The organism is Actinoplanes sp. NPDC049316 (assembly GCF_040677315.1).
In the GTDB taxonomy this organism is placed as follows: Bacteria; Actinomycetota; Actinomycetes; order Mycobacteriales; family Micromonosporaceae; genus Actinoplanes.
Window position 1 is genome coordinate 48,764 of record NZ_JBFAQM010000028.1, and the last position, 17,088, is coordinate 65,851.

Genomic DNA, 17,088 nt, shown 5'->3' on the forward strand with positions numbered 1-17,088 from the left:
GTCGTGGATCCGCGGGCCGGGGCAGTCTGGGCGGATGCGATGAAAGGAGTGGATTGCCGTGACGACAACATCGGCGAACGACACGCGCTTGCTCGACGCCCTCCGGGAGGTGGTGGACAACGCGACCGTCGGCAAGGTCTTCGGCGCCCCGGTCGAGCACGCCGGCACGGTCGTGCTGCCCGTGGCCAAGGTCGGCGGGGGCGGCGGTGGTGGCAGCGGCACCGGCCCGGCGCCCGAGGGGCAGGAGAACGGCGGCACCGGCGGCGGCCTCGGCGTCTCGGCCAAACCCCTCGGCGTCTTCGTGCTCTCCGGCGACAAGGTCTCGTGGCATCCGGCGATCGACGTCAACCGCGTGGTCCTCGGCGGCCAGGTGGTCGCGGTCACCGCGCTGCTGCTGGCCCGGGCGCTGGTCAAGAGCCGTACGGGCAAAGCGTCGCGTCGCCTTCGCCTGCGCGCGCCGCTTCCGGTGCGCCGGCAACGGTTCCTGCCACGCGTACGCGCGAAGGCGGTGACCAAGTAGCTCAGCCGGCGGCCGACGTCACTGTCCGGACGAACGAGCGGACCAGGGGGTTCGCGTCCCGCGTCCGCCAGGCGACGACCAGGCGGCTCGGCGCCATGTCCGCCAGCGGCACGACCGTGACGCCGGCGGGCACCGTGTGGTTCAGCGCGGTCAGCCCGATCGTGCCGTTCCACAGCACGGCTTGCAGGCACTCGTGCACCGTGCGCACCACCGGGCCGTCGTGCTGCGGCGTCACCGGGTTCCAATAGGCACGCCAGACGGGGTCCGTGCCGTCGGGCAGGCGGAACCACTGCCGGTCGGCGAGGTCACCGAGACGCAGGCGGTCACGGCAGGCGAGCGGATCATCCGTACGCAGCACGACCCCGACCGGATCCGATTGCAGCACTCGCAGGCTCAGGCCGGTCTCGTCGAACGGAGCGCGGGTCAGCGCGACGTCGGCGAGACCGGACCGCAGCCCCGCCGTCGGGTCGGAGAAGTCCGCCTCCCGCACCCGGACCGTCACGTCCGGATGGCGGTCCCGGAAAGCGGCGGCCCGGGTGATCCCGGCCCGCTCGGCGCTGTCCGCCAGCACCCCGACGGTCAAGGTGGCGGCGCCGGCTGCGGCCGATACCCGGGTACGCAGCTCGCCCGCGCGCTCCAGCACCGCGCGGGCCTCGTCGTACAGCAGGGAACCGGCAGGAGTCAGCGAGACACCGGCGGAGGACCGGTGCAGCAGCACGGCGCCGAGATCCGCCTCCAACTGCCGGATGGCGCGGCTGAGCGGCGGTTGCGTCATGTGCAGGCGGGCGGCGGCGCGCCCGAAGTGGAGCTCCTCGGCGACCGCGACGAAGTAGCGCAGCGAACGGAGCTCCATGGGCTGCGACGATACCCGCACGGTATGGGCGATGCGGAGCCGGACTTGGACGCCGGCGGACCCCCGGGGATGGACTGTCGGCATGCCCGAGAACGATCTGCCCGAACCCGTCGTCCGGCCGGCCCAGGCGCGTGCCGTCGCCCGCGACCTCGTCGTCATCGAGAACCGCAATGTGCCGCTCGTACCCAACATCGGCGTCATCGGCGGCACCCGAGCGGTGCTGGTCGTCGACACCGGCATGGGGCCCCGCAACGCCGGGAAGGTCCTGGCGTTCGCGGCCGAGCAGGCCCGCGGCCGCCGCATCTACCTCACCTCGACCCACTTCCACCCCGAACACGCGTTCGGCGCGCGGACCTTCGCCGGCGAGGCGACGTACCTGATCAATCAGGCCCAGGCCGACGACCTGGCCGGCAAAGGCGCCGGCTACCTGCAGATGTTCCGCTCCCTCGGCGAGACGACCGCCCGCTACCTCGAGGACGTGCACCTCCCGGCGCCGGACATCACGTATGACGACGCGTACGACCTCGACCTCGGCGGCCGCGTCGTCCACCTGCGGGCGACCGGCCCGGCGCACAGCAGGGGCGACCAGGTCGTCACGGTCCCCGACGCCGGCGTCATGTTCACCGGCGACCTGGTGGAGACCGGCCAGTTCGCCATCTTCCCCTGGTTCCCGCCGCACGACACGGACGTGAACGGCGTCCGCTGGATCGAGGTCATGCGCCGGCTCAGCGCGGCGGCCCCGCGCACGGTCGTACCCGGCCACGGCGACATCGGCGGCCGGGCGCTGCTGGACGAGGTACGCGCCTACCTGGAGGAACTACGCGACGAGACGTGGAAGCGGCGGGACTCGGCGATGAGTCAGGATGCCATCGCGGCGGAGGTCGAGGCGGTGCTGGTCGAGCGGCACCCGGACTGGTCCGGCCGCGACTGGATCGCCAAGGGCGTCGGCTGTTTCTGCGCGGCCTGAACCCGGTCCCGGCCCCCATCCGTGTACCGGGCGAAGGCTGTGGATATCGGTGCACATGCGTACCGGTCGATCGATATGCTGTGACGTCGCGGCGACGGGGGAGGTACGGCATGCCGGACGGGGTGCAGATCCAGACCGATCAGGTCAACGAGTTCGCGCAGGACCTGCGCGCGGACGCGGACAAGGGCTTCGCGTCGGCAGCGGACCGCGGCGCCGACCTCCACGCCCACGGCGTCGTCTTCGGGAAGTCGATTCCGGGCGACACGGTGCTCGACGCGAAGAACCGCTACGCCGAGGCGTTGGCCAACACGGAAGCCAACCTGCGGGAGTACCGGCGCATGGCCGTCATCTTCGCCGAGGTGGCCGAGCAGATCGCCCGAGACTTCGCTCACGTCGACATGTCCTCCGAGGCTGCACAGCTGCGCGTGCAGGCGCTGCTGGACGGAGCCATCGCGAACGCCGACGCGGTGCAGAAGGGAGGGCAGGCGTGATGGGCGCTGACTGGGACGCGTACAACCTGCCCGCCATCTGGTCGATGCTGAAGGAGGAGAACGCCTGCACCGGCGCCGACCGGGTCCTTTCGTGGGAGGGGCTTGCGCACGACGTCCGTACGCAGCATCGCCGCCTGCTGGATGCCAAGGAGAGCCTCGCGGCGGTCTGGTCACCGGACAAGAACCCCTCGGCGCGCATCTTCCTCGACCGGATGGATCTTCTCGCCGCCTCCATGAACGACACGCTGACCCGGGCGGAGGACACGCGTGCCGGGCTGCGAGGCGTTCTCGAAGCGCTCGGTGCCGCCCAAGCGGAGGTCCAGCCGTGGGTGGAGGTGCGTCAGAACGCCACCGGCGACATCATCCCCCGCTTCGTCGACCACGCTGAGGACGAGTACGACGAGAAGGCCCGCCAGGCCATGCGGCGGGCGGAGGCCGCGATCGCCGATCACGGCACGCAGATCCAGCCGCCTCAGCTGTACAAACCCACCCATCCGCGCGACGGCCCGGTGCGGGAGCTCTCGGGTGACGGGGCGGAGGGCGGCACAGGAGGCACCGGGGCCGGGTCTTCGGGTGGCTTGAACAGATCCTCGGGCGCGCAGCCGGTTCCGGTGGCGGTGCCGCACGACCCACCCGCACCGGACCGCTTCCCCGATCGCGGACCGGCTGATACGGGTGAACCTGCAGGCCCCGGAATGCCAGGTGACGGCATCCCTGGCCCTTCCGGCGGCCCCGACCTGGCCGGCGTCCTGCCGACGCCGTCGACGGTGCCGGCCGCCGGAGGCAGCGGGCTGGTGCCGTCGGGTGCCGGGACGGTGCCGGGTGGCATCGGCGGCCCGAGCGCGGTCATCGGAGGCCCCGGGTCGTTCGGCGTCCCGCCCGGCGTCTTTTCCGGTAGTGGTGTCGGCGGTGGCATGCCGGTGCCGCTCGGCCGTGGTGCTGCACAGCCCGGCAGGCAGGCCGTTCCGGTCCGCAGTGCGATGCCGTCCGGAACGGTGATCGGTTCTCCGGGCACCGGGACCAAGCCCGGAACCGCGGGACGAGGTGCCGCCGCAGGGCGCGGAGCGGCGGGTCAGCAACTGGGCCCGCAGACCGCCGCCAACCGGGCACGCAGGGACGCGGCCGGCCAGGAATCAGCGGACGGCGTGGCCGACCAGACCTGGGAGGTACTTGACGGGGTGACACCGGTCATCGCGCCGGACACCCGGCCTCCGCGTCACGACCCCGGACCCGGTGTCCTCGGACTCCATCGGTGACCGGAAAGGCGCACCGGGCGTTGGTCGGCGGTTCAGCGGCATTGGCCCTGCTGTTCGGCTCCGCCGGTCCCGCCCGGGCGGATTCGGTACGCGATCGAGAATGGCATTTGACGGCGCTCAAGGTTGAGCAGGTGCATCGCGTGACGCGCGGCGCCGGGGTGACGGTGGCGGTGATCGATACCGGAGTCGATGCCAGTCACCGCGATCTGGCCGGTGCTGTGCTGCCGGGCATCGACCTGTTGCCTGACCCGATCGGTGACGGCCGCGACGACGTGGACGGTCACGGAACGTCCATGGCCGGGCTCATCGCTGCGCGAGGGCACGGCAGCGGTGACGGCGTCCTCGGCATCGCGCCGGCGGCGAAGATCCTTCCGATCCGGGCCGGCATCGGTGGGTACGCCACAAGCGGATACATGACCGAGGCGATCGCCTTCGCGAAGAAGAAGGGCGCAGGCGTCGTCAACATGTCCTTCGGCACCACCGACGACGCCCCGTTGCGCGAGGCCGTCCACGCTGCCCGGGAGGCCGACATGGTGCTTGTCGCGTCGGCCGGTAACAAGGGTGCCGCAGGCGAGAACTATCCCGGCATGTATCCCGAGGTCCTGGCCGTAGGCGCTACTGATGAGCGGGGAAACATCGGCACGATTTCGGTGACCGGACCGCACGTCGATCTGACAGCGCCCGGCGTGGACATTGCCGGCATCGACATCCACGGCTCGGGCTATCACGTGGCGAGCGGGACCAGCGACGCGACCGCCATTGTCAGCGGGGCGGCCGCTCTGATCCGGGCGAAGTATCCCGAGCTTTCCGCCGCCGAGGTCGTGCATCGGTTGACGGCTACGGCGACCGATGCCGGGAAGCCCGGCCGGGACGACACCTACGGGTACGGGCGCCTCAACCTGCTCAAGGCGTTGACCGCCGATGTCCCCGCCGCCGCACCGAGCCCGTCGGCCGGTAGCAGCGCCGACGCAGCACCGCCGCGGGCGGCTGATGCGGATGCTGAGCCTCGGCGGATCAGTCCGCTTCTGGTCGGTGGTGTCGCTGCCGGTGGGGTGCTGCTGCTCGGCGGCCTGGTCATAGGCCTCATGGTGGCGCTGCGACGGCGGCAGCCTTAGTCGCCGGCGACGTTGTCGAAGGCCGCTGCCGTGTCAATTGCCAAGGGCGTCGGCTGTTTCTGCGCGGCCTGAACCCGGTCCCGGTCCCCATCCGTGTACCGGGCGAAGGCTGTGGATATCGGTGCACATGCGTACCGGTCGATCGATATGCTGTGACGTCGCGGCGACGGGGGAGGTACGGCATGCCGGACGGGGTGCAGATCCAGACCGATCAGGTCAACGAGTTCGCGCAGGACCTGCGCGCGGACGCGGACAAGGGCTTCGCGTCGGCAGCGGACCGCGGCGCCGACCTCCACGCCCACGGCGTCGTCTTCGGGGCGCACATCGACAGCGCCGCGGTGCTGGCGGCCAAGAAGCGCTACGCGCGGGCCCTCGAGAACACCGACGCGAACCTGCGGACGTACAAGCTGGCGGCCGGCATCCTCGCCGACGTGGCCGAACAGATCGCCCGTGACTTCGCCCACGCCGACATGACCTCCGAAGCCGCCCAGCTCCACGTCCAGAAGCTGCTCAGCGGCGCCATCGCGGACGCCGACCGGGCGATCGCCGAAGGAGCCGCGTGATGGCCGACGGATACTGGGACGGGCTGAACCTCCCCGCCATCTGGAACAAGGTCCAGCACGAGAACGCCTGCACCGGCGCCGACCGCGTCCTCAGCTGGGACTCACTCAGCCAGGAAGTACGCGACCAGCACACCCGCCTGCTCAAGGCGAAAGAGAACCTGGCAGCGGTCTGGCCCCCCGCCCACAACACGTCGGCCCAGGTCTTCCTGCGCTACATGGACGGCCTCGCCGCCTCGATGCAGCAAACCCTCACCCGAGCCGAAGATACCCGCGCCGGTCTGCGCGGCATCATCGAAGCGATCGGCGCGGCCCAGGCGAAGATCCAGCCCCTGGTCGAGGTCCGCGACAACGCGACCCACGACATCATCCCCCGCTGGGCGGACCACGCGGAGGACGAGTACGACGAAAAGGCCCGCCAGGCGATGCGCGAGGCCGAAGCAGCAATCGCCGACCACAGCACCCAGATCCAGCCACCGACGCTGTTTCGTATGGGCGGCATGATCGAAGAACCCTCCGAAGAGATCCCGATCGACGGCGGCGAGTCAACATACGCCGGCGGTGGGGGAGCGACCGGCGGGAACGGCGGGATTGTGAACGGCGGATCCGGACTGGGCGCCCTTCACGCGACACCGATCCCCGTCGAAGTGCCGCACGGCCCGCCGTCCGCCCCCGCGCCTGTCGTCATTCCCGCTGATACCGGGACCGGCGGACCGCCCGGCCGAGTGCAGGGCGGTGGCCCTGACCTGGCGGGCGTCATGCCGCTCACACCCGCACCCGGCACGCCGCCCGCGGCAGGACCGCTGTCTCCGGCGACAGGCGTGATGCCGGGCGGGGGTGCCGTGCCGGGTGGTGGAGCGCTTGGACTCGTGCCGGGAATGGCAGTGGGCGCGGGAGGCAGTGCCATGGGCGGGATGCCGGCCCCGTTCGGCGGGAGGGCGACGCCGGTATCGCGTCAGGCCGTGCCCGTGCGCACGGCGATGCCCTCCGGCGCGGTGATAGGCGGAGGCGGTGCGCCAGGACGAACCGGCCCCGCTGGGGCAACGCGCTCTGGGCGTGCCGCCGGGCCGTCCGTGGTCCAGCCGACCGCCGGAAACCGCGGACGGAATGGCGGCGCTGACGGGGAGACGGTCGATGGAACCGCGGACCAGTCTTGGGAAGTGCTGCAGGGTGTCGCACCGGTCATCGAGCCGGACACCCGGCCGGCGCGCCACGATCCTGGTCCGGGTGTCATCGGGTTGTCCCGGTGAGCCTGTGCTTGGCCCTGGGGCGCGGCGCGCTGGCAGTCGGCGTGACGCTGGCCCTCGTCGGGTCGACGGCGGCTCCGGCCGCCGCCGATTCCGTACGCGACCGTCAGTGGCATCTGTCGGCGCTCAAGGTCGATGAGGCCCACACGATCACGCGGGGAACGGGCGTGACTGTGGGACTCATCGACACCGGAGTCGACGCGAAGCATCGCGACCTCGCGGGAGCTGTCCTCAAGGGGAAGGACTTCGTCGACAGCGGGGGCGACGGGCGCAGGGACTTGGAGGGCCACGGAACGTCGATGGCAGGCCTCATAGTCGGCCGTGGGCATGACGGTGACGATGGCGTCCTGGGTATCGCACCCGGTGCCAAGGTTCTTCCTCTGAGCATCACCCTGGGCTTCTTCGGCAGCAGCGACGAGGCGGCGCAGGCAGTCGGCTATGCGGCGGATCACGGCGCCCGGGTCATCAACATGTCGATCAGTGTTGCCGACGACGCTCCGCTCCACGACGCGATCCGTGCAGCCCGGGCTCGCGACATCGTGGTGGTGGCGGGAGCGGGGAACGAGGGCGATCTTGGCGATGACTTCCCGGGAAAGTATCCGGAGGTTCTGACCGTCGGCGCGGTGGACCGCAAGGGCCGGATCGCAGACTTCTCGATTACCGGGCCGCAGGTCGACCTGACCGCTCCGGGCGTGGACATTGCCAGCCTGGACATCCGCGGCTCGGGCTACCACCTCGCGAGCGGGACCAGCGATGCGACCGCCATCGTGAGTGGGGCGGCCGCTCTGATCCGGGCGAAGTATCCCGAGCTTTCCGCCGCTGAGGTCGTGCATCGGTTGACTGCTACGGCGACCGATGCCGGGAAGCCCGGCCGGGACGACACCTACGGCTACGGGCGCCTCAACCTGCTCAAGGCGTTGACCGCCGATGTCCCCGCCGCCGCACCGAGCCCGTCGGCCGGTGGTGGTGCTCAGGCGGCGTCGCCGCGGGCGGCTGATGCGGATGCCGGGCCTCGGCGGGTCAGTCCTCTTCTGGTCGGTGGGGTGGCTGTTGCTGGGGTGCTGGTGCTCGGTGGGCTGGTCGTGGGGTTCATGGTGCTGCGGCGGCGCTCCTAGTCGATGGAGATGTTGTCGAAGGATGCTGCCGTGTTGAAGACGCGTACGCCGGTTGCTCCCGTGGTGAAGGTCGCGTCGGTCACGGTGAGCTTGAGGGTGCTGTCGGCGTACACCTTGATGGTTGTGCCTGTTGCTTCGATGCGCAGGTGATAGCGGGCGCCGCGGGTGACCGGGAAGGCGGCCGAGGCGAGTTGGCGCCAGTTCTTGTCCGCCTTGCCGAGGATGATGCGGCCCGTGGTGGTCAGGCCGGCGTAGTAGCCGCGGTAGGCGTCCGTGCCCACCGCCGGTTGGGTGGCGCGGAAGACCACGCCCGCGTCGCCCGTGCCTGCGGTGATGGTGACGTCTGCTTCGTACGTGAGGTCGGTCAAGGGTGGGCCGGCCGGGTGGCTGGGGTGACTACGGCGGGTGAAGCCGCTCGGAGGAGACGGCGGCGGTCACCTGCCGCCGGGGTCACCCTTGGCCGCGCGGGCGATGACCTCTTCCGTCGTCAGCGGGCTTTTCGGGTGGTGCGTCAGGCACAGCGGCGCCTGCATCTTCACGAACTCGGCGCCTTCGACGGCCGCGTAGAACTGGCCTCGGCCCAGGCGCCCCACGTCCGAGATCGGGCTGCCCTTGGCGCGGGCGATCTCCTGCGCGGCGTCGATCTGCGTCATGCTCGTCAGCAGGCCGAAGAACTGCGTGGCCGCGTTGCCCGGTATCTGGTTGTGCAGGCCCTTGGGCGCCTGCGTGGCGAAGACCAGGCCGAGGCCGTACTTGCGGGCCTGGGAAGCGAGGACCAGCGTGCTCTGCGTGCACGGCGTCATGGCGCCGGACGGGGCGAGCATCTGCGCCTCGTCCATCACGAACAGCCCGCCCAGCGGCCGATCCCCGGCGGGGTTGCGCTTGATCCAGGCGAACAGGGCCAGCTGGAGCTGGTTCACGAAGGTCTGTCGTTGCCGTTCGTCCGGCAGGCCGACAAAGCTGATCACCGACACGCGGGCCCGGCGGCCGGGCGGCGGGGTGAGCAGCTGACCGGGATCGACCGGTGCGCCGGTGCCGCCGAACAGCGGATCGTTGACCATGGCGGCGGTCAGGAGCTGCGCCATCTTGGCGCCCAGCTTGACGGCGTCCTCGAGCTGGCTGACGCCCTCGGGCAGGGCGTTGAGCATGCCGATGAAGCCTCGCAGATCGCTGGCGCCCGTCGCCGCGTACGCGGTCAGGGCCTCGCGCAGCACCGCCTGGCTGAGCCGGGCCTTCTCGGTCGGGCCGTCGGCGCGGGCGTGCGGCGCCAGCGCGGCCACCGCGGCATCGATGCCCGCGGCCAGCGCGTCGGGGTCGTCGGCGATCTCGGCGAACTCCGGCAGCGGTTGGAAGCTCAGCGGGCGGCCGCTCTGCCGGCGCGGCGTCCAGATGACGACGTCGGTCTCCGCCAGGTATTCCGCTGCGCGCGCGGCATCGCCGGGCAGCCAGGCGCCGGGTGGCTCGGGCCACGCGTCGCCCAGCCGCGCCAGGTCGTTGTTGGGGTCCAGCACGATGGCGGAGACCCCGCGCAGCGCGCACTCTTCCACCAGGCGGCGGATGAGCACCGTCTTGCCGGAGCCCGAGCCGGCGAAGACGGCGGTGTGCCGGCGCAGGGCCTCGAGGTCCACCGTGACGGGGGTGTCGGTGCCGATGATCGAGCCGATCGAGAGGTGGTCGGCCGCCGCGGGCCGCCGGGAGGAAGCGGTCTCTGCCGGCACCTCGGCGGGCGCCACGGGGGACACCGCCGCGGTCGATGTGCCGGCGGGCGGCGCAGGCGACCGGCCCGCGGCCGGCGCGGAGGTGGCCGCCTCGAGCGCCGAACGCAGCAACGAGATCTCCGTGGTGGGGCGGCGGGTCGCGAACCAACCGCGGAGGGCGTCCTCGCCGTACCCCGCGATGAGGTCGCGGAGGGCGGTCAGCCGCGCCACGTCCGCCGGGTCGAACGGCAGGGTGCGGCCGCCGGCCTTCGCGAAGGCGCCGACGACCTCCTTCGTGCGTGCGCCCGGCGACCACGCCGCCGTGCGGAGCAGGAAGAGGCGCCGGCCCGACACGCCCTCCGTGAGGCCGGCGGACGTGACCGCGTTGCGGATGCGGTTGAGCGCCGCGATGTGGTGTGAGGCGCACACGGCTCGGAACGACCAGTGTTCCTCGTTCTCGCCCGCGCTCTCGACGGCGCACCGCAACCGTGCGTGCAGCGCCGGCTTGCCGCCCGCCTGGGGGTCCACGCTGAAGGATTCCCCGGCCGCGCCCTGCTCCGCGATCCAGGCGGTGAGTCCCGCCTTGAGCAGACCGGGTACGACCTGGTCCTCGGTCTGCTGGTCGAGGGCCGGGCCGGGGTCGGCGGAGGCGCAGAGCTCGGCGTAGCGCGCGTCGAGCGCGGCGAAGTGGGACGGCTCGGGGGTGGGACCGGCCGGGGTGCTGTCGGCGGCCGGTTCGGTCACGGACTCCAGCAGGTGCGCCAACTCGTCGACCTGGTCACGGGCCAGGCAGCCGCGGACGTGGCGGTCCACGACCCGCAGCATCTCCCGCGGAGTGAACCGGATCGCCTCGTCGAACGCCGCCGGCAGCACGGGCCACGACGGGTACGGCGGCGTGAAGCCCACGTCGTCGAACTTGACCGCGAACCGGCGCTCGATGATCTGGCGGCCCAGCTCGGCCGACGGGATCTCCTTGAGCCGCATGGCTTCGCGGAACCGGTCCTGCACGGTGTCGGTGGCTTGCCGGCGGATCTCCTGCCAGGTCAGCGGAAGGCAGGCGACCACCGACAGCGATCTCCGGGTGCTCTCCCGCAGGGCCATGAGCCCGCCGGCTATCTGCTCCAGCAACAGGGAGACCTGCCAGTCGGACTGGTCGCGTGCCGACGTGGACTTCACCGACTGGGCGATGAGCACGTCGATCTGGTCCACCGCGATGACGGACGGGCCGGTGAGCGCGAGCAGCCGCGAGATGTCCCGCACGATCTCCTGGGCGGAGCGTTTGCCCCGGCGCATGCCCCACGCGGCTCGGTCACCCGCCTCCTCCTCGTCGTTGGAACACAGGAACGCGTAGCCGACGTCCTGGGCCCGGAGTGAGCTGCACGCCTGCAGGGCGAGGGCGCGGGCGGTGTCCTGGCATTCGATGCCGACCTGGCGGTTGTGCTTGCGGATCAGATCCGCGAAGGCGTCCAGATCGGGGCGGGTGAGCTCGTACTCGCCGATGATGGCGCGCTTCACCGGCCGGGGCGCCTCGATCACCTCGGCGAGCTGTCGCAGGAAGAAGTCGAGCTGAGTGCCACCGTCGGCGTGCGGGCGGGCGAAACCGTCCAGCATGGAGATGGCGGCGCTGTGCCAGAAGGCGCGTGCTTCCAGCAGCTCGATGAGGAAGAAGTAGCCGCCGGCGGTCTGGACGTGTTCCCGTACGGTGCCGAGCAGATGCGTCTTGCCGGTGCCGCGCTGGCCGAGCAGGGCCACGCCGATCGGGCTCTCGTCGGTCTTGCGAGCCTCCTCGACCCCGTCGATGACGAGGTCCAGGACGTGCCGGTGCAGACCCTCCACGTGGTACGGCGAGCGCTGCCAGACGTCGTCCGGGGTCGGAGCCCAGTTGAACCGCAGCGCGTTCAGGGCGCGGCGTTCCGTCTCCTCCATCATCGGCGATCCGTCATGCGCTGATGGCGATCAGATGCTTGGGTTGATTGCCGATGTCGATCGCGGCGGCGCGCTGGCGGTCGGTGAGCACTTTCTGGTTGGACTCCGGCACGAGGTGCACGTCCGGCGCGAGCTGGAGGCGCAGCAGCGCGGCGTCGACGTCCTGCCTGGTCGCTCCCGGCAACTCGGCGCGCAGCTCGTCGAGCATGATGTAGTCGCCGGACTGCGGAGCCAGCGTCGCGTACGCCTTGCGGATGCGGGTCTCGAGGTCGGTCGTCTCCACCCGCTCCGCCGTGCCGCCGGCATCCTCGCGGGCGACGGCGGTGGCGGTCGCGTCGAAGCGGAGCCGGAACACGTTCTGGGCGTCGGTCCCGGTGTGTGCCATCAGCCGTTGCACGTATTCGAGAAGCGATCGGACGACCACGCCCGCCGTGCCCGAGCGGGCCGGCGGCTCCGCGCCGAATTCCTTCTCGGCGCGGTCGTGGCCGGCCTGCGTCAGTTCCAGCGTGATCGGTTTCTCGGTGGTGACGATCAATCCCTTGTCGACCAGCTTCTTGCGCGCGTCCAGCTTGAGGCTTTTGAAGAGCGTCAAAGGCTGTGGACCGGTTCTGATCATCAGCGTCAGGAGGACATACCGCTGTACGGAGGTCAGATCATCCGGCATTCGGGTGCTCCTCTGGGCGCGGCGGCGCGCAAGTGATCATGGCTGTCGGAATGCCGGGGGTTCGGCGGCCACGATTCTTCCGAGGCGGGGGAGAACGCGCAAGATGCATCTCGGCGGCCTGCAGATTCCCGACAGTGGACCAATTGTTGATCTCCGGAACGCCTGATCGCCCGGCCGGTGAGAACCGATCTTGAAATGCATGGTTGCAATACGCCGGGACGCATTGCAGCATTGCGCTCGGCGTTTACCGCGGGTGGGCAGCGGTGCCGCCTGCGGCGAGACGAAGGGGGCGCCTGTGTCGTCCGAGGTCGTGCGATATCAGGTCGATGCGAAGACGGTCGCGCAGTTCGAGATCGAGCCGGTGCCCGGGTTCCAGCCGGCCGGCGCGGACGTCGCCGGGTGGGTCAGGGACGCGGCCGCGCCGGCGATCGAGGCGGCCCGGGAGCTCCTCGGCGCGGTCCGCGAGCTCGCTCCCGACGCCGTGCAGGTCAAGTTCGGCGTCAAGGTGACCGGCACCGCCAACTGGCTCGTGGCGAAGGCCGCGACCGAGGGCAACTTCGAGGTCACCCTGTCGTGGCAGCCCGAGATGCCGCCCGGAAGCGGCGCCGCCGTCGGCGGTTGACGCGGTGACCGCGGCGCCCGACGACCCGTGGACCGTGGCGATCCACGCCGGGGAGAAGGAGCACGGCACCCTCGGCACCGGGGTCGTCGTCGACACCAATCTCGTGCTGACCTGCGAGCACGTGGCCTGCGTCGACGGGCGGCTCCGGGACGAACTGTGGATCTCGTTCCCCCGGTCCGGGGTCCCGTACTGGGAGCGGCGCCGGGTGCGGCAGTGCCTGCACAACGGCCGGCCCGAGCAGAACATCGACCTGGTGCTGCTGGAGCTCGTCGACCCGGTGCCGGTCGCGGTCACCCCGGCTCGGCTGCGCTGCCTGCCGGAGCAGGCCATGGTCGGCCGTCCCTGGTGGACGTACGGCTTCCCGCAGCACACCGAGGGTGGCCGGTCGGCGCACGGCCGGGTGATCGAGAAAGGCGGCTGGGGACGGATCCGGCTGACTGCGGAGTCCGACCCCGGCATCGTGAAGGGCTTCAGCGGCGGGGCGCTGTGGTCGCCCGACTACCAGGCGGTCGTCGGGCTGGTCATCGAGCACGGTCAGGGCGGCGAGGCGCACGCGCTGGCGTTCGGCTACGCCAACGACAAGATGCCGGAGCTGAAGCTGGGCACGCTGGCCGGCTGGCGCCTGGAGGACGCGGACGACGATGCGCTTGCCGCGTGGGGATGGCAGCTGACCACCGACCCGGAGGCGGGGCGCCACTGGTTGCCGCGGGCCCGGGGCGTGGCCGCCGACTCGGAACGCGGTTACCGCTTCCGCGGGCGTGAGACCGCGCTGCGGCACCTCACGGCGTGGCTGGATCGGGACGCGGCCGCCGGGCATCCGCTGATCGTGACCGGGTCGCCGGGCGTCGGGAAGTCCGCGGTCCTCGGCCGGATCGTGACCACGGCCGACCCGGACGTCAACGCCGGGCTGCCGCCCGGCGACACAGCGGTACGGGCCACAGTGGGCTCGGTCTCGTGCGCCGTGCACGCCAAGGGCAAGAACGCGCTCGAGGTCGCCACCGAGATCGCCCGCGCCGTCGGGCTGGGCCTTCCGGCCGCGCCGGTCGACGTGGTCCCGGCGCTGCGTGACCACCTCGCCGGCCGGGGCGAGCGGTTCAACCTCGTGGTGGACGCGCTCGACGAGGCCGCGAGCCCGGAACAGGCGCGGGTGCTGATCCGGGACGTGCTCGTGCCGCTGGCCCGCGACGGCGTGCACGTCGGCGTCCAGGTCGTCGTCGGCACCCGGCGCAAGGACGACCTGGGCCTGCTGCCGGAGGCGTTCGGCGCCGGGGCCCGGATCATCGACCTGGACGCGCCGGAGTACTTCGCCGAGGCTGACCTGGCGGACTACGCCCAGGCGACGCTGCAGCTGCTGGGACAGGAGCGACCGGGCAACCCGTACACCGATCCCGCCGTCGCCGCGCCGGTCGCGCGCCGCATCGCAGCTCTCGCCGAGGGCAACTTCCTCGTCGCGGCGCTGGTGGCCCGGGCGCGGGCGCTGCGCGACGACCGTCCGGCCGATCCGGCCGACGTGGTGTTCGCCGGGACCGTCGGCCACGCGCTCGACACGTACCTGACCGGACTGCCGATGGCCGGCGGCGCGCCGGCCCGGCTGGTGCTGACGGCGCTGGCCTTCGCCGAGACGCCCGGTCTGCCGCTGTCGTTGTGGCGGGCGGCCACCGAGGCACTCGGCGGCCGGGTCACCGAGTCCGAGCTCAGCGCGTTCGCCCACACCTCCGCCGCCAACTTCCTGGTCGAGACAGCGGGTGCCGGGGAGCCCGCGTACCGGCTGTTCCACCAGGCGTTGAACGACGAACTGTGCGCGCAGCGCCCGCACCGGCGGGCCGACGAACAGCGTCTCGTGCGGGCCTGGATCGAGGTCGGCCACGCGACGGGATGGGCCGCGGCGCCCGAGTATCTGCTCCGGCTGCTGCCCGGGCACGCCGCCCGCTGCGGCCTGCTCGACGACCTGCTCGCCGAGGACGAGTACCTGCTGCACGTCCATCTGGACCGGCTGCTCCGGGTCGTCGACGCGGTGACCGGCGAGGCCGGGCGGGCGCGCGCGAACCTGTTGCGGCGTACGCCCATGGCGCTCGGGGCGCCGGCCGCGGAACGGGCGGCGCTCTTCTCGGTGGTGGACCGGCTCGACGGGCTGGGCAGCGGCTTCCTCGCCGTCGGGGCGCCGTACCGGGCCCGCTGGGCGCATACCCCACCGCGGCAGGAACGCACCGTTCTCGAGGCGCACTCGCAGGCCGTGTACGACGTCTGCGCGATCGAGGTCGAGGGTCGTAACCTGCTGGCCTCGGCGGGGGAGGACGGCACCGTACGGCTGTGGGATCCGCTGACGAATCAGTCCGAGCACCGCCTCGACTGCCACGACGACTCGGTCCGTGGGGTGTGCGCCGTACGGGCGGGCAGCGACACCCTGCTCGCCACCGCCAGCCACGACGGCACGATCTGTCTCTGGGACCCGATCAGCGGCAACCGGGTCCACCGGCTCGCCGGCCACGAGGATTGGGTCCGCAACATCTGCACTGTGCCGCTGCCGCACGGCGATCTGCTGGCCTCCGCGGGCGACGACTGGACCGTACGGATCTGGGATCCCGCGTCCGGCGAGGCGCGGCACGTCCTGAGCGGTCACACCGGCTGGGTGACCGCGGTGACGCACGTCCCGGCGGGCCCCGCCGGGATGCTCGCATCCACCGGGTTCGACGGCACGGTTCGCCTGTGGGATCCGCTGACCGGGCGGCTGCTGCACAAGCTCAGCGGTCACCGCGGCTGGGTGACCACGCTCTACGCGGCCCGCAGCGGCGGCCGGACCCTGCTCGCCTCGGCCGGCTACGACGGCACGGTCCGTTTGTGGGACCCCCTGACCGGCGAGGGCGTACGCCACTTCGAGACGGGAAGCGGCGCCCTGACGGACCTGTGCACCGTGGAGACCGGTAACGGTTGCCTGCTGGTGTCCACCGGGGAGGACGGCGTCATCCGGATGTGGGACCTGGCCTCCGGCGCCCAGCGTCCCCCGCTGCGGGGCCACTCCAGCTGGATCCGGGCCGTCTGCGAGCTGCCCCTGGCGGACCGCAACGTCCTGGCCACCGCCGGGGACGACGGGACCGTGCGGCTGTGGGATCCCGACGGCGGGTCGTCCGGCCCGGTCACGGGTGGACGCCCCCTGGGAGCCGTGACGGCGCTGTGTGAGGTGGTCAAGGACGACCACCGCCTGGTCGCGGCCGCCGGCAGCGACGGGACCATACGGCTCCTGGACCCTCGCGACGGCGAGGTGCGCGCTGAGCTGTCCGGCGAGTCGGGACCGGTCAACGGCCTGTGCCCGGTCGTGGACGAAGGAGTCGTGCACCTGGCAGCCGCGAACGGCGACGGAACGGTGCGGCTCTGGGAGGTCCGGTCCGGCGAACGCAGCCGCGACATGAGCGAACACTTCGACTCCGTCAACGCCGTCTGCGTCCTGGAGACGGACGACGGCGTCATCATGGCCTCGGCCGGGGACGACGCGACCGTACGCCTCTGGAAGCCGCACGACGCCAAGGTCCGGGAAGGGCTCACCGGGCACGGAGACTGGGTCACGAGCCTGACGGTGGTGGAGCGCAGCGGCCGCGAGGCGCTGGCCTCGGCGGCCAAGAACGGCACGGTGCGCCTCTGGGACAGCGACGGGGCGGCGCTCTGGGATCAGCACGGCCATCCGGACGCGGTGAATGCCCTCTGCGCCGTGACGGTGGCGGGCGAGCCGGTTCTCGTGTCGGCGGGCGCCGACGGGGTGCTCCGGCTGTGGGATCCGCGCGACGGGCGCCCGCTCGCGGAGCTGGCCGGGCACTCGGCCTCGGTGACCGGGGTCTGCACCCTGGCGTACGGGGGCCGGGACATCCTCGTCTCGACGAGCCTGGACCGGACCGTGCGGCTGTGGGATCCGGGCGGCCCCCGCCTGCTGCGCAGCATCCCGGTCTACCACCCGGCCCTCAGCTGCCGGTTCGTGGACGGAACCCTCGTGGTGGGGCTCGCGCAGGGACTGCTGGCCCTCGCCGTGTCAGGTGAAGCCGGCCGGATGTGAGGTGCTTTTCCGG

General features: G+C 71.9%; 14 protein-coding genes. 10 read left to right on the top strand and 4 right to left on the bottom strand.

Annotated features, from left to right (window positions below):
* Positions 1-58: 58 nt before the first annotated feature.
* Positions 59-520: a spore germination protein GerW family protein gene (locus tag AB0K03_RS31950; RefSeq protein WP_364692571.1), complete on the top strand. Its 462-nt coding sequence runs from the start codon at positions 59-61 to the stop codon at positions 518-520.
* A gap of 1 nt (position 521) precedes the next feature.
* On the opposite strand, the gene AB0K03_RS31955 is transcribed toward AB0K03_RS31950, so the two are convergent.
* Entirely contained in the window at positions 522-1,373 is an 852-nt protein-coding gene (locus AB0K03_RS31955) for a LysR substrate-binding domain-containing protein (protein WP_364692574.1), read from the bottom strand.
* 82 nt (positions 1,374-1,455) lie between these two features.
* Between AB0K03_RS31955 and AB0K03_RS31960 the strand changes: the two genes are divergently transcribed.
* The 7 genes from AB0K03_RS31960 (at position 1,456) to mycP (AB0K03_RS31990) (ending at position 8,124) form a co-directional block, all read left to right on the top strand.
* The gene (locus AB0K03_RS31960) at positions 1,456-2,340 is read left to right on the top strand and encodes an MBL fold metallo-hydrolase (protein ID WP_364692577.1); all 885 of its coding nucleotides are present in this window, start codon (positions 1,456-1,458) and stop codon (positions 2,338-2,340) included.
* A 110-nt stretch (positions 2,341-2,450) separates the two neighbouring features.
* Positions 2,451-2,831 (top strand): hypothetical protein, encoded by a 381-nt coding sequence (locus AB0K03_RS31965; protein ID WP_364692580.1) that lies wholly within the window; start codon positions 2,451-2,453, stop codon positions 2,829-2,831.
* Complete coding sequence (locus tag AB0K03_RS31970) at positions 2,828-4,087, top strand: hypothetical protein (protein ID WP_364692582.1); 1,260 nt, start codon at positions 2,828-2,830, stop codon at positions 4,085-4,087. The genes AB0K03_RS31965 and AB0K03_RS31970 overlap by 4 nt, the downstream gene beginning before the upstream one ends.
* On the top strand, positions 4,084-5,202 hold the full coding sequence (gene mycP / locus AB0K03_RS31975) for a type VII secretion-associated serine protease mycosin (protein WP_364692585.1): 1,119 nt from the start codon (positions 4,084-4,086) through the stop codon (positions 5,200-5,202). Before AB0K03_RS31970 ends, mycP (AB0K03_RS31975) begins: the two co-directional genes overlap by 4 nt.
* 182 nt (positions 5,203-5,384) lie before the next feature.
* Positions 5,385-5,765: a hypothetical protein gene (locus AB0K03_RS31980; protein ID WP_364692588.1), complete on the top strand. Its 381-nt coding sequence runs from the start codon at positions 5,385-5,387 to the stop codon at positions 5,763-5,765.
* On the top strand, positions 5,765-7,012 hold the full coding sequence (locus tag AB0K03_RS31985) for a hypothetical protein (protein WP_364692591.1): 1,248 nt from the start codon (positions 5,765-5,767) through the stop codon (positions 7,010-7,012). Before AB0K03_RS31980 ends, AB0K03_RS31985 begins: the two co-directional genes overlap by 1 nt.
* Positions 7,009-8,124 carry a type VII secretion-associated serine protease mycosin gene (gene mycP, locus AB0K03_RS31990; RefSeq protein WP_364692593.1) on the top strand — a complete coding sequence of 372 codons (1,116 nt, stop codon included), beginning with the start codon at positions 7,009-7,011 and terminating at the stop codon, positions 8,122-8,124. The genes AB0K03_RS31985 and mycP (AB0K03_RS31990) overlap by 4 nt, the downstream gene beginning before the upstream one ends.
* On the opposite strand, the gene AB0K03_RS31995 is transcribed toward mycP (AB0K03_RS31990), so the two are convergent.
* From AB0K03_RS31995 to AB0K03_RS32005, 3 genes are all read right to left on the bottom strand, one after another.
* Positions 8,121-8,492, bottom strand: coding sequence for a family 16 glycoside hydrolase (locus tag AB0K03_RS31995; protein WP_364692596.1), 372 nt, complete (start codon positions 8,490-8,492; stop codon positions 8,121-8,123). The genes mycP (AB0K03_RS31990) and AB0K03_RS31995 overlap by 4 nt on opposite strands.
* Positions 8,493-8,558: 66 nt before the next feature.
* Positions 8,559-11,750 carry a helicase HerA domain-containing protein gene (locus AB0K03_RS32000; RefSeq protein ID WP_364692599.1) on the bottom strand — a complete coding sequence of 1,064 codons (3,192 nt, stop codon included), beginning with the start codon at positions 11,748-11,750 and terminating at the stop codon, positions 8,559-8,561.
* A gap of 10 nt (positions 11,751-11,760) precedes the next feature.
* Complete coding sequence (locus AB0K03_RS32005) at positions 11,761-12,411, bottom strand: hypothetical protein (RefSeq protein ID WP_364692601.1); 651 nt, start codon at positions 12,409-12,411, stop codon at positions 11,761-11,763.
* A gap of 295 nt (positions 12,412-12,706) precedes the next feature.
* Between AB0K03_RS32005 and AB0K03_RS32010 the strand changes: the two genes are divergently transcribed.
* Both AB0K03_RS32010 and AB0K03_RS32015 read left to right on the top strand, forming a co-directional pair.
* On the top strand, positions 12,707-13,033 hold the full coding sequence (locus AB0K03_RS32010; protein WP_364692603.1) for a CU044_2847 family protein: 327 nt from the start codon (positions 12,707-12,709) through the stop codon (positions 13,031-13,033).
* Between the two features lie 4 nt (positions 13,034-13,037).
* Positions 13,038-17,075, top strand: a complete 4,038-nt coding sequence (locus tag AB0K03_RS32015; protein WP_364692606.1) for a trypsin-like peptidase domain-containing protein — start codon at positions 13,038-13,040, stop codon at positions 17,073-17,075.
* Positions 17,076-17,088 lie beyond the last annotated feature (13 nt).

Excerpts from the sequence above, each read along its gene's own strand:
- AB0K03_RS31955 (WP_364692574.1), bottom strand. The coding sequence starts at position 1,373 with ATGGAGCTCCGTTCGCTGCGCTACTTCGTCGCGGTCGCCGAGGAGCTC.
- AB0K03_RS31965 (WP_364692580.1), top strand. The coding sequence starts at position 2,451 with ATGCCGGACGGGGTGCAGATCCAGACCGATCAGGTCAACGAGTTCGCG.
- AB0K03_RS32000 (WP_364692599.1), bottom strand. The coding sequence starts at position 11,750 with ATGATGGAGGAGACGGAACGCCGCGCCCTGAACGCGCTGCGGTTCAAC.
- AB0K03_RS31985 (WP_364692591.1), top strand. The coding sequence starts at position 5,765 with ATGGCCGACGGATACTGGGACGGGCTGAACCTCCCCGCCATCTGGAAC.
- AB0K03_RS32005 (WP_364692601.1), bottom strand. The coding sequence starts at position 12,411 with ATGCCGGATGATCTGACCTCCGTACAGCGGTATGTCCTCCTGACGCTG.
- AB0K03_RS31960 (WP_364692577.1), top strand. The coding sequence starts at position 1,456 with ATGCCCGAGAACGATCTGCCCGAACCCGTCGTCCGGCCGGCCCAGGCG.
- AB0K03_RS31980 (WP_364692588.1), top strand. The coding sequence starts at position 5,385 with ATGCCGGACGGGGTGCAGATCCAGACCGATCAGGTCAACGAGTTCGCG.